The sequence below is a fragment of the Streptomyces sp. NPDC048191 genome, from assembly GCF_040652655.1.
In the GTDB taxonomy this organism is placed as follows: Bacteria; Actinomycetota; Actinomycetes; order Streptomycetales; family Streptomycetaceae; genus Streptomyces.
Map to the genome: position 1 here is coordinate 1 of NZ_JBEZMO010000013.1, position 12,417 is coordinate 12,417.

At 71.5% G+C, this 12,417-nt stretch carries 10 protein-coding genes; 6 read left to right on the forward strand and 4 right to left on the reverse strand.

Annotated elements, in window-relative coordinates; genetic code table 11:
• Positions 1-84: 84 nt before the first annotated feature.
• Positions 85-1,110 carry a phosphatase PAP2 family protein gene (locus AB0D93_RS21445; protein ID WP_362121531.1) on the reverse strand — a complete coding sequence of 342 codons (1,026 nt, stop codon included), beginning with the start codon at positions 1,108-1,110 and terminating at the stop codon, positions 85-87.
• 239 nt (positions 1,111-1,349) lie between these two features.
• Positions 1,350-2,627, reverse strand: a complete 1,278-nt coding sequence (locus AB0D93_RS21450; protein WP_362121533.1) for a glycosyltransferase family 39 protein — start codon at positions 2,625-2,627, stop codon at positions 1,350-1,352.
• Between the two features lie 260 nt (positions 2,628-2,887).
• Between AB0D93_RS21450 and AB0D93_RS21455 the strand changes: the two genes are divergently transcribed.
• The gene (locus AB0D93_RS21455) at positions 2,888-4,492 is read left to right on the forward strand and encodes an MFS transporter (RefSeq protein WP_362121535.1); all 1,605 of its coding nucleotides are present in this window, start codon (positions 2,888-2,890) and stop codon (positions 4,490-4,492) included.
• Between the two features lie 87 nt (positions 4,493-4,579).
• On the forward strand, positions 4,580-5,770 hold the full coding sequence (locus tag AB0D93_RS21460; RefSeq protein WP_362121537.1) for an acyl-CoA dehydrogenase family protein: 1,191 nt from the start codon (positions 4,580-4,582) through the stop codon (positions 5,768-5,770).
• 37 nt (positions 5,771-5,807) lie between these two features.
• Here AB0D93_RS21460 and AB0D93_RS21465 read toward each other — a convergent pair whose 3' ends face one another.
• Entirely contained in the window at positions 5,808-6,245 is a 438-nt protein-coding gene (locus tag AB0D93_RS21465) for a cell division protein SepF (RefSeq protein ID WP_362121539.1), read from the reverse strand.
• A 267-nt stretch (positions 6,246-6,512) separates the two neighbouring features.
• On the opposite strand from AB0D93_RS21465, the gene AB0D93_RS21470 reads away from it, so the two are divergent.
• Positions 6,513-7,694 (forward strand): DUF5685 family protein, encoded by a 1,182-nt coding sequence (locus AB0D93_RS21470; RefSeq protein ID WP_362121541.1) that lies wholly within the window; start codon positions 6,513-6,515, stop codon positions 7,692-7,694.
• Positions 7,695-7,703: 9 nt separating this feature from the next.
• Here the strand turns inward: AB0D93_RS21470 and AB0D93_RS21475 are convergent, their stop codons facing one another.
• A complete protein-coding gene (locus tag AB0D93_RS21475; protein WP_362121543.1) occupies positions 7,704-8,633 on the reverse strand; it encodes an ABC transporter substrate-binding protein in 930 nt (309 codons plus the stop codon).
• Between the two features lie 408 nt (positions 8,634-9,041).
• On the opposite strand from AB0D93_RS21475, the gene AB0D93_RS21480 reads away from it, so the two are divergent.
• The 3 genes from AB0D93_RS21480 to AB0D93_RS21490 are packed head-to-tail and all read left to right on the forward strand — an operon-like array spanning position 9,042 to position 12,414.
• On the forward strand, positions 9,042-9,899 hold the full coding sequence (locus tag AB0D93_RS21480; protein WP_362121545.1) for an amino acid ABC transporter permease: 858 nt from the start codon (positions 9,042-9,044) through the stop codon (positions 9,897-9,899).
• The gene (locus AB0D93_RS21485; protein WP_362121547.1) at positions 9,896-11,656 is read left to right on the forward strand and encodes an FAD/NAD(P)-binding protein; all 1,761 of its coding nucleotides are present in this window, start codon (positions 9,896-9,898) and stop codon (positions 11,654-11,656) included. The genes AB0D93_RS21480 and AB0D93_RS21485 overlap by 4 nt, the downstream gene beginning before the upstream one ends.
• A complete protein-coding gene (locus tag AB0D93_RS21490) occupies positions 11,653-12,414 on the forward strand; it encodes an amino acid ABC transporter ATP-binding protein (RefSeq protein ID WP_362121549.1) in 762 nt (253 codons plus the stop codon). The genes AB0D93_RS21485 and AB0D93_RS21490 overlap by 4 nt, the downstream gene beginning before the upstream one ends.
• The last annotated feature ends 3 nt before the right edge of the window (positions 12,415-12,417 follow it).

Here is a 12,417-nt window from a genome sequence, read left to right on the forward strand (position 1 = left end):
CGCCCCCCCCCCGGTATGGGGGCGGGGGGCCTCGTTCGTGCGCGGGGTGCTCGTGCGTACCGGACCCCGTTGCCGTACCGGTCGTCAGGCGCCCGTCACAGGCCGGGCCGGCTGGGAGGTGCCGCGGGGCAGGCGGTCGGCGTGCGGCGGGCGGCGGCTGCCCACCGGGGTGACCGGGGTGCGTTCCGAACGGGTCATGTGCGGCCCTGGAGCCAGATGCGCCGGCCCTCTGGAGGCGCGGGTCATGGCGACCGGTTCGCGGGCCGGGGCCGGCTGCTCGGCCGGTGCGCCGCGCGGCCTGAGCACCACCGGGGTGACCGGGACGACCGGCTCGGGCACGGGGCGGCCGCGGCGGGCGCGCCAGCGGTCGCGCAGATCGAACAGCGCGGTCTCGGCCCTGGCGATCAGCGGCTCGAACCAGGGCAGGGCGAGCAGGATCAGCAGGCCCGCGGCCCAGCCCAGCAGCACGTCGCTCAGCCAGTGCGTACCCAGGTAGACGGTGGTGAGGCCGACGCCGAGCGAGGTGATCGCGGACAGTGCGGACAGCCAGCGGCGCGCTCTCGGGGTGGAGGCCAGATAGGCCAGGATGCCCCAGGTCACGACCGCGTTGGCGGTGTGGCCGCTGGGAAATATATCGCCGCCCAGACCCATCTCGTTCGAGCCGATCACGGTCGCGTAGTGCGGACCGAGGCGCCCCATCCCGTACTTGGCGGCGCCGACCGTGATGTTCAGCAGCAGCAGCGAGGTGGCCAGGGTCAGCAGCGGGCGCAGCGTGTGCTGCCGCCAGGAGCGCCAGCCGAGCCAGGCCGCGACCATCACCGCGGTGGGGCCGCGCTGGCCGAGCACCACGTAGTAGTCGAGGAAGGCGTGGATCTGCGGCCACTGCTGGTACGGCCGGAAGAACATGACCTGCCAGTCGAGCCGGACCAGCCAGGACGTGATCATCACGGCCCACACGATCGCCAGGTAGAAAGCCAGGGTCGCGGTGAACAGAACGACCCTGTGCCGGCTCATCCTTGGCACATCGATGTGGGCCGGTCGTTCCGGCTCACGGTCGAGTCTGGCGAACACCCGGTCCAGACGCCGGGTGAGGTTTCGTTCGGTACGCACCCAATCGACGTTACAGCGAGTGAGCTGTGAACCCTGTCGAAACAGTGGCTTTGTGATGACGATGTGATGTGGCAAACCTCTCAAGGGTCCTCCGAATTCACGGGATTCCGCAATCCCGTGAGGCGGTTTCCCTTCAATTCCTTTGATCATGCCGGGTGTTGTTTATATGGCGCTTATGAATGCGTTAACCCGGTCCTGGCAAGGAATTCTCCGGAGCGTCATCGGCCCGTCGGTGCCGATCACGGGGGACCGGAGCCGTTCAGCCAGAACGCGCCGTAGATCGCCGAGGCGACCGCCAACACGGCCGTGACCAGCACCGATCGGGACGTGCGCAGCCGGGTGAGGGCGCCGGCGAGCGGCAGCAGCACCGGGAAGGCGGGCAGCAGCAGCCGCGGCTTGGAACCGAAGTAGCTTGACGCGCACAGGGCGAGCGCGAGGACGACACCGGTGTACACCAGCAGTTCGACGGGCTGGCGCCGGCGGACGCCGGCCACGTAGAGCCACAGCAGCAGCGCGACCCCGACGATCAGGCCGACGCCGGCGAGCGCGGACGGAAATGACGTGAACTTGTCGCCCACGAAGCGCGCGAATGCGTAGCCGCCGTCGAACCCATTGCGCCATCCGGCCTGGACGTCCAGGTATCCGAGCGGGCCCTTGCCGGTGCGGTGGCCGACCCAGAGCACATAACCGGCGGCTCCCAGGGGGGCGATGAGCATGCCCAGGACGCGGCGCCAGGCGGGGGCCGGTGGGACCGATGGTGCGAAAGGGGCCTCCGCGCTGGGAGCGAGCGCCGGGGCTTGTACGTCGTCGGATGCGCCTGGCGTGTGCGCCGGGGCGTGCGATGTCGTCTCCGCGCCGGGCGTACGCATCGCCCTCCGGCCCCGCACGAACGAGATCACGCCCGCCACCCACACCGCCGCGACCACCGCCGCCCCCACCGGCCGCGTCAGCCCCGCCAGCGCCGCCAGCACACCGGCCGTGAGCCAGCGGCCCGTCAGCAGCGCGTACAGCGACCAGGCCGCCAGCGCCGTGAACAGCGACTCGCTGTACGCCATCGACTGCACGACGCCGACCGGCAGCACCGCCCACAGCAGGACCGCGCAGACCCCCACCCGGGGGCCGTACACCCGCTCGGCCACGGCGAAGATCCCGCAGGCCGCGGCGAGCGAGGCGAGCAGGCTGACGACGAGACCGGCGTCCGCGTACGACAGCGGAAGGGCCGCGTGCAGCAGCCGCTCCAGCCACGGCAGCAGCGGAAAGAACGCCAGGTTGGAGTGGACGTCGCCGTTCGGCAGCCGCACCTCGTAGCCGTACCCCAGCTCGGCGACCCGCGTGTACCACAGCGAGTCCCAGCGCGCGGTCAGCAGGGTGTACGCGCTCTTGCCGCGCGCGGCGCTCCACAGCGCCAGCACGACCAGCCCCAGGGCGCGGACCGCCGCATAGCCCAGAAGGGCCGGGACCGCCCGGCGTAGGAAGGGGGCGTGGGGTGGGGCCACGCGCGTGTCAAGATCGGTCACGGACTCGATTATCGACCGGCGGTGGAACCGGACCCGCCCCCGGGGCGTGGTCAAGGGAGAACGACGTGGCGTACGCCACACGGGTTCCGTCATGCGTGTGAGAGGTCCGCCACGTGCCCCCGTGGGGAACTCGCGTACGCTGACGAGTCACCCGCGTGGGTTTGCGCGGGCCGGAGACCCCGCTCCTCTCCGGCCGTACGACAGGGAGTCCCCACCCCCGTCGGTCCGCCCCCCGCGAGGCACATCTGGGAGGTACGTACATGTCCGGGACGACCACGGCCGCCGCACCGCCGCGCCGTCGGGCGGCCGGGGACGGTGCGGGCCGCTGGGTCGTCCTCGTCGTCCTCTGCGTCAGCCTGCTGCTCGTCGCCCTGGACGCGACCGTGCTGCACGTGGCGGTCCCCGCCGTCACCGAGGACCTCAGGCCCGGCGCCATAGAACTGCTCTGGATCGTCGACGTCTACCCGCTGGTCTGCGCCTCGTTGCTGATCCTGTTCGGCACGCTCGGCGACCGGGTCGGCCGCAGACGTGTCCTGCTGCTCGGCTACGGCCTGTTCGGCGTCGCCTCCGCCGTGGCCTCCCTCGCGCAGACCGCCGAGATGCTCATCCTCGCCCGCGCGCTGCTCGGCGTCGGCGGCGCGATGATCATGCCGGCGACCCTGTCGATCCTCCGTCAGGTCTTCCCCGACCGGCGCGAACGCGCGCTCGCGATCGGCATCTGGAGCGCGGTGGCCGCCGTCGGCGCGGCCGTCGGCCCGCTGCTCGGCGGCTTCCTGCTGGAGCACTTCTGGTGGGGCGCGGTCTTCCTCGTCAACATCCCGCTGATGCTGGTCAGTCTGCCGGTCGGCCGGATCCTGCTGCCCGAGTCCCGCGGTGACCGCGACGGCCCCTGGGACATCCTCGGCGCTCTGATGGCGGCCGGCGGCCTCTTCGGTGTCGTCCTCGGCGTGAAGCAACTGGGCGGCGGGGCACCGGCGAGCCCCTTCACCGTGCTGCCGCTGCTGGTCGGCGCGGCCCTCCTCTTCTTCTTCGTACGCCGGCAGCGGCGCCTCGCGCATCCGCTGGTGGACCTGCGGATGTTCCGCCGGCCCGCGTTCAGCACCTCGGTGGGCTGCATCGTGCTGGCGATGCTGGCGCTGGTCGGCCTGGAGCTGATCGCCGCCCAGTACCTGCAACTGGTGCTCGGGCTCTCGCCGCTGCAGACCGGCCTCAGGCTGCTGCCGCTGACCCTCGCGGCCATGGCGGCGGGCCTGGCGGGCGCGCGGATGCTGCGCCGCTTCGGCCCGCGCCGGATGGTCTGCTTCGGTTTCGGCCTCACCGCCGCCGCGGTGCTGACGCTCACCGCGATGGGCGGCGCCGACAACGCGCCGCTGCTGCTGTCCGGTTTCGTGCTGCTCGGCTTCGGCCTGGAGACCACGCTCTTCGGGGCGTACGAGTCGATGCTCAGCGAGGCCCCGGCCGACCAGGCCGGCGGCGCGGCGGCGATCGGCGAGACGTCGTACCAGCTCGGCGCCGGCATCGGCATCGCGTTGCTCGGCAGCGTGATGAACGCGGCCTACTCTCCCGGACTGCGCTCGGTGCCGGGCGTCCCGCAGCACGCCTCGGACCGGGCGGGACACTCGCTCGGCGAGGCCTACGACGTCGCCGGCGGGCTTGGCGGATCCGCCGGGGCGGCGCTGCGCCGGGCCGCGCGGGACTCCTTCGTGCACGGGCTGCACGTCACGCTGCTGGTGAGCGCGGGCCTGTTGCTGCTGGGCGCGGTGATCGCGCTGCGGCTGCCGCGGATCATGCAGTGCGCGGAGCCCCCGGCGGCGGTGGAGCTGCCCGCGCCGAGGGAAGTGGCGGACCACCGCGTCACGGCCTGAGGCACTGGACGCGCGCGGCACCGCACCGTAACGTCGGTCCCCACATGACTAGCGGTGCTAGTTTTCTTGCGTGCCGGAGGGTGTCCCATGTCCGCGTCCTCGAAGTTGCCCCCCTTCGATCCCGCCGACCCGCTCGGGATCGACGACCTGCTGGAGTCGGAAGACCTGGCCGTGCGGGACACCGTGCGGGCCTGGGCGGCGGACCGGGTGCTGCCGCACGTCGCCGAGTGGTACGAGAAGGGGGAGCTGCCCGGCATCCGTGAGCTCGCGAAGGAGCTCGGCGGGATCGGGGCGCTCGGGATGTCGCTCAGCGGGTACGGCTGTGCGGGCGCCAGTGCCGTGCAGTACGGCCTGGCCTGCCTCGAGCTGGAGGCGGCGGACTCCGGCATCCGGTCCCTGGTGTCCGTGCAGGGCTCACTCGCCATGTACGCGATCCACCGGTTCGGCAGCGAGGAGCAGAAGCTCCAGTGGCTGCCGCGCATGGCGGCCGGCGAGGTGATCGGCTGCTTCGGGCTGACCGAGCCGGACCACGGCTCCGACCCCGCCGCCATGCGTACCCACGCCAAGCGCGACGGCGACGACTGGGTGCTCAACGGGCGCAAGATGTGGATCACCAACGGGTCGGTCGCCGGGGTGGCCGTCGTCTGGGCGCAGACCGAGGACGGCATCCGCGGTTTCGTCGTCCCGACCGACACCTCCGGCTTCTCCGCACCGGAGATCAAGCACAAGTGGTCCCTGCGTGCCTCGGTCACCAGCGAACTGGTCATGGACGACGTACGACTGCCGGCGAACGCCGTACTTCCGGAGGTCACCGGACTGCGCGGCCCGCTCAGCTGTCTGTCCCACGCCCGGTACGGCATCGTCTGGGGCGCGATGGGCGCCGCGCGCAGCAGCTTCGAGGCGGCCCTCGACTACGCGAAGTCCAGGGAGCAGTTCGGGCGGCCCATCGGCGGCTTCCAGCTCACCCAGGCCAAGCTCGCCGACATGGCGGTCGAACTGCACAAGGGGATCCTGCTCGCCCACCATCTCGGGCGGCGGATGGACGCCGGCCGCCTGCGCCCCGAGCAGGTCAGCTTCGGCAAGCTCAACAACGTCCGCGAGGCCATCGAGATCTGCCGTACGGCGCGGACGATCCTCGGTGCCAACGGCATCTCTCTCGAATACCCCGTGATGCGGCACGCGACCAACCTCGAGTCGGTGCTCACCTACGAGGGCACCGTCGAGATGCACCAGCTCGTGCTGGGCAAGGCGCTCACCGGGCTCGACGCCTTCCGGTGAGCCCCGTAGGGAGGCAGGGCCGGTGAGCGGCCCTGCCTCAGCTCTGGTTGAAGAAGCCGTCCTCGCGGTGGCCGGACGCCTCCCCGCTGATGATCTGCGTGTCGGCCGGCGTCAGCAGGAACACCCGGTTGGACACGCGGTCGATCGAGCCGCGCAGACCGAAGATGAGCCCCGCCGCGAAGTCCACCACGCGCTTGGCGTCGGCGGGCTCCATCGCGGTGAGGTTCATGATGACCGGGACGCCCTCCCGGAACAGCTCGCCGATGGCGCGGGCGTCCCGGAAGCTGTCCGGGGTGACCGTGCCGATCCGGCGGCCCTTCTCCTCGGCCGTGTCCGTGGCCACCTTCACCCGGGGGTCCGTGACCCAGGCGCCCTCGGACTCGGTGCCCTCGGAGTACTCGTCGTCGTAGTAACGCTCGTCATCGTTGTCGTCGACGAGGCCGAGCCACGCACTCGCCTTGCGTACCGATCCCATGGACGCCTCCTCTCACAGCGGTCTTTCTTGCTTTCCGCGTCTCTATGGTCATCCATGATGCGGACGGCGCGCCAAGTGGATAGACGCCGCGCGGGGGGTTTGTGACGGTACTGGTGCACAGCCGATCCGTCGAGAGTCCTTGTGCCCCAAGGGTCCTGACTCATACGGCTGCTGACTGAGAGTGAAATATGATTGTCGTCGGCGGATGGGTGATCATCACTGCGTACGGGTGAACCTCAACGTCGTACCACATCACGGGGGATCGTCGTGTTCGGAATCGTCAGACCGTGCTCTCATCGGCTCGGGGAAGGCTTCAAGGCCGAGTGGATGGCGCATCTGTGCGGGCTCTGTCTCGCCCTGCGCCGCGACCACGGCCAGCTCGCGCGGATCGTAACGAACTATGACGGTCTTCTCATCTCGGTCCTGACGGAGGCTCAGTCCGGACGGTCCGAAGCCGGCCGCCGTACGGCCGGTCCGTGCGCGTTGCGCGGGATGCGCACCGCGTCCGTCGCCCAGGGCGAGGGCGCGCGGCTCGCCGCCGCCGTCTCGCTGGTGCTCGCCGCGGCGAAGGTGCGCGACCATGTCGCGGACCGGGACGGGCTGCTGGCCCGCCGGCCCGTGGCCGCCGCCGCGCGCCGGGTCGCCGCCCGCTGGGGCAGGGCCGGAGCGCACAGCGGCGCAGCGGTCGGCTTCGACACCGGCGTCCTCGTCGAGGCTGTCGACCGGCAGCCGGGCCTGGAGACCCTCGCCGGGCACGGCACCCCGGTCCTGACCGTCACCGAGCCGACCGAGACCGCGACCGCCGCCGCCTTCGCCCACACCGCGGTGCTGGCCGGACGGCCGGGCAACGCGACGCCGCTCGCTGAGACCGGACGGCTCTTCGGCCGGCTCGCGCATCTGCTGGACGCCGTGGAGGACCAGGACGCCGACGCCGCGTCGGGCGCCTGGAACCCGCTCACCGCCACGGGGACGTCGCGGGCCGAGGCCCGCAGGCTCGCCGACGACGCGCTGCACGGCATCCGGCTCGCCCTGCGGGAGGCGGAGTTCACCGACGGCCGGCTCGCCCATCTGCTCCTCGTGCACGAGCTGCGGCGCTCCGTGGACCGCGCGTTCGGCACCCGCTCGTGCGGACACGGGCCCGAGGCGTCGTTCGGACCGCCGCCGGGCCACCACGCGCCGAAGGTGCCGGGCCACCCGTACGGCAGTCCTTTCGGCGGGGAGCCGCCGCGCCCGGACAAGCGGGGCTTGTGGGCCGGCTGCGCGGCGGCCCTCGGCCTGTGCTGCACCTGCAAGGTGTGCTGCGCCGACGAGTTCGAGGGGCCCTGGTCCCGGAAGAAACGGGAGGGCTGCTGCGCCTCCTGCGACTGCACCTGCGACTGGTCGTGCTGCGAGGCCTTCGAGTGCTGCGAGTGCTGTGAATGCTGCTCGTGCTGTGACTGCGGGCTGTGAGGCGGTCGCTCAGTTCTTCAGCTCGGGCGGGGAGATCCTCGACCGGTCGATCGCCGAGCCCGTGGTCCCCCACTTCTTCAGGATCCTGTCGTACGTGCCGTCGGCCAGCAGCCTGTTCACCGCCGCCTGGAAGGCGGGCGCCAGTTCGGTGCCCTTCTTGAAGGCGAAGCCCACGTCCAGGCGGTGGTACTCGTTCAGGAACTTCAGACCCGGCTGGTGGGCCACGGCGTAGCGCAGGCCGTTGATCGTGGACATCACCACGTCGCTGCGGCCCTGCTGCACCGACGACCAGATCGCGCTCGGCTCGGAGTACGTCTGCACCTGGTACGGCTTCTTGCCCGCATCGGCGCACAGGTGCTTGCCCTCCTCCAGCGTGGCCTCGAAGGTCGTGCCGGCGCCGGTCGCCACGTTCAGTCCGCACAGCTGCCTCAGGTCGGTGATCCTCGTCAGCTTGCTGTCCTCGCGGGTGGCGAAGCCCTGGCCGTCGTTGACGTAGGTGACGAAGTCGATGGTCCTGCGGCGCTCGTCCGTGACACCGAAGTTGCTCGCGCCGAAGTCGTACTTGCCGCTGTCCAGCGCGGGCAGGATCGCCTCGAAGCTCGCCTGGGCCACCGTCAGCCGGATGCCGAGCACCTTGGCGACGGCCTTGGTGAAGTCGACGTCCTGGCCGGTCAGTGTCTTGCCGTCGGAGAGGTACGTGGTGCCGGGCGGGGTGCCGCCGACGCTGATGGCGACGGTGAGGTGGGTGGTGCCGGCGGGCAGCAGTTTCGCCGCAGCCTCGTCCTTCTTCTCCGCGGACACGACGTCCGTGGTGGGCACCGCATCGGACTTCGCGGCCACTCCCGAGGCATCCGTCCCGCCCGAGCCGGAGCCGCAGGCGGTGAGGAGCAGAGCGGCGGACGTAATGCCGACAAAAGGTGCGAAATAACGCGTGCGCATCGGTTGCGGTCTCCTGGGAGCAGATGCAGATGAGGGTGCAGAACGCGAGGGGAGGGGTGCGCGTGTGAAGGCGAGGAGAAAGGGGAGAACGCGAGGACGCCCGCCCGAAGGGCAGGCGCGTGCAGGGGGTCAGCTCAACAGGAACAGGACCACACGCGACCGAAGTCGATGTGGGAGCGGGTGACCAGCCACTGCTGTGGATGCATGGGCCAAGTGGAACAGGCATCCGGTTCCGCGTCAACTGACCTGAGACGTACGGCTCACAGTTCGGACAGCCTTGACAGTGCACCGAAACGTCCGCGTACTCTCGACGAACGGCCCTGCTGAGGGGCTCGGCCGTACCCGCGCCGCACGGCGCGTCCGTGTGAAGGCATCACCCGTGTTCTCCCTGCGTCACGGAGCCTTCGCATGTCATCCGACACCCTCGCCAAAGTCCCCACCGCGCCGGACATACCCGAGCCCGCGGACCTCCCGCGGATCGTCCCGCAGCGCCGCTACGGCCAGTGGACCGCGGCCGTCGTCGTCCTCGTGCTGCTCGGGTTCGCCGTCAACTCCGTCCTGCGCAACCGCGCGTTCCAGTGGGACGTCGTCGCCGACTACTTCACGTCCGCCGCCATCCTGCGCGGACTGTGGCTCACGCTGTGGCTGACCGCCGTGGTGATGGTCCTCGGCTTCGCTCTCGGCACCCTGCTCGCCGGGTTCCGGCTCTCCGCCAACCCGGTGCTGAGAGCGGTCGGCTGGGGCTACGTCTGGCTGTTCCGGTCGATCCCGATCCTGGTGCAGCTGCTGCTGTGGTTCAACATCGGGGCGCTGTACCCGCACGTGTTCGGCGTGCGCACCGTCAACCTGCTCACGCCGGTCGCCGTCGCGATCGTCGGCCTCACCCTGCACGAGGCCGCCTTCGCCGCCGAGGTCGTCCGGGCCGGCATCCTCTCCGTGGACCGCGGGCAGATCGAGGCCGCCCAGGCACTGGGCCTGAGCCGGTCGCGGCGCTGGTGGCGGATCGTGCTGCCACAGGCCATGCGCGCCATCGTGCCGCCCGCCGGCAACATGCTCGTCGGCACCCTCAAGGGCACCTCGATCGTCAGCGTCATCGCCGTCAACGACCTGCTGTTCTCCGCCCAGTTGGTCTACCACCGCACCTACCAGGTCATCCCGCTGCTGATGGTCGCGACCCTCTGGTACGCGGTCGTCACCTCCGTTCTCGGCCTCGGCCAGCACTACATCGAGAAGTACTACGCCCGCGGCACGGAGAACGCCCGATGAGGCCGCAGCTGGTGATCGTGGGAGCCGGGCCGCGGGGGACCGGAATCCTGGAACGCATCGCCGCCAACGCCCCCGAGCTGTACCCGGGTCAGGGCCTCGACATCCACCTGGTCGATCCGCATCCGCCGGGCGGCGGCCGAATCTGGCGCCAGGCGCAGTCACCGCTGCTGTGGATGAACTCGCACGCCGAGGACGTCACCATGTTCACCGACGAGACGGTGACCATGGACGGCCCGGTGCGCGAGGGCCCCACCCTGCACGAGTGGGCGGGCCTCCACGGCAGCACCTTCGCCGACCGGCAGCTGCAGGGCCGCTATCTGCGCTGGGTGTACGAGCGCGCGCGGGCCGAACTGCCCGAGGGCGTCACCGTCCACCACCACCCCCACCGCGCCCTGCGGATCAGCGGCCCGCGCGCGGGCCGCCAGCAGGTGTGGCTGGAGGGCCTGCCCCGCCCCCTCCTCGCCGACCTGGTGGTCCTCGCGATCGGCCACCTCGACGCCGAACCCGACGCGGAACAGGCCGCGCTGGCCGCCTACGCCCGCGAGCACGGCCTGGTGCACCTGCCGCCCGACTTCACCGCCGACAGCGACCTGTCCCCGCTCAAGCCCGGCGAACCCGTCCTCGTGCGCGGCTTCGGACTGGCCTTCGTCGACCTGATGGTGCTGCTCACCGAGGGGCGCGGCGGCCGGTACGAGGGCGACACCTACGTACCCTCGGGACGGGAACCGGTGCTCCACGTCGGCTCCCGGCGCGGAGTGCCGTACCACTCGAAGATCGGCTACGACTGGACCGGCGACCGGCCCCCGCTGCCCCGCTTCCTCGGGCCGGCCCAGGTCGAAGGGCTGCGGGCCCGGCCGGGAGGCCTCGACTTCCGGCGCGACGTGTGGCCGCTGGTCGAGAAGGAACTGGGCTTCGCCCACTACCACCGGCTGTTCACCGCCCACGCCGGGCGTACGGCGATGAGCTGGGCCGACTTCGAGGAGAAGTACGCGGCCGCGAGCGCCCCCGACGAGGTCGAGGCGCTGGTCGCCGCGGCCGTGCCGGATCCCGCCGACCGGCTCGACCTCGCCGCACTCGATCATCCGTTGGAGGGGGTGCGCCATGCCTCGCACGAGGACTTCCAGGAGGACCTGCGCAGGTACGTCGAGGCGGACCTGAGCCGCCGGCACGACCCCTCCCACAGCGCGGACCTCGGCGTCTTCCTCGGGTTGCTCTCCGTCTACGGCCAGCTCGTCCGGCTCGGGAACATCGGCCCCTGGTGGCACGGGTTCTTCAGCTACCTGGCCTCCGGACCGCCCGGACCCCGGCTGCGGCAGATGCTCGCGCTGTCCCGGGCCGGCGTGCTCAGGTTCGTCGGCGCCGGCATGACCGTCACCGCCGGGGACGGGGTGTTCCGGGCCACCAGCCCCACCGTGCCGGGCTTCCACGTCGAGGCCCGGGCGCTGGTCGAGGCGCGGCTGCCCGAGCCCACCGTCGGGCGGGCCCGCGACCGCCTGCTGCGCGACCTGCACGCCGACGGCGCCGCCGAGACCCCCGACGGACTGCTCCGGGTCGACCCCGGCGACGGCCGGATCCTCGACGGCGCCGGCCGCCCGCACCCCCGGCGCTTCGCGCTCGGCCCCTACACCGACGCCCGTACCCCCGGCGCCTTCACCCGGCCGCGCACCGGCGGGGCCGCGTTCCGGCAGAACGACGCCACCGCGCGGGCGGTGCTGGCCTTTCTGAGCACGTCACACGCAAAGGAACTCACGCGATGAGCCACATGGTCGACATCAGGTCGGTCCACAAACGCTTCGGCTCGCTCGACGTCCTCAGGGGCATCGACCTCCAGGTGCGCGCCGGTGAGGTCACCGTCGTGCTCGGCCCCTCCGGCTCCGGCAAGTCCACGCTGCTGCGCACCGTCAACCATCTGGAGAAGGTCGACCGGGGAGAGATCCGCGTCGACGGCTCGCTCATGGGGTACCGGCGCGCCGGGGACAAGCTGTACGAGCTGCCCGAGCGCGAGGTGCTCCGGCAGCGCACCCGGATCGGGTTCGTCTTCCAGAACTTCCACCTCTTCGCGCACCTCACGGTCCTCGACAACGTCGTCGAGGCACCGGTGTCCGCCCTGAAGCGGCCGCGGAAGGAGGCGGTGGAGGCGGCGCGCCGGCTGCTGGAGCGGGTGGGGCTCGGCGACAAGGCCGACGCCTATCCACGGCAGCTGTCGGGCGGGCAGCAGCAGCGCGTGGCCATCGCGCGGGCGCTCGCGCTGGAGCCGAAGCTGCTGCTGTTCGACGAGCCGACCTCGGCGCTCGATCCCGAGCTGGTCGGTGAAGTCCTGGACGTCATCCGGGACTTGGCCGCGCAGGGCACGACGATGATCGTCGTCACGCACGAGATCGCGTTCGCCCGCGAGGTCGCCGACACGGTGGTGTTCATGGCCGACGGCAGGATCGTCGAACAGGGACCGCCGGGTGAGGTGCTGGACCGGCCGCGGCACGAGCGGACCCGGGCGTTCCTGGCGAAGGTGCTGTGAGCG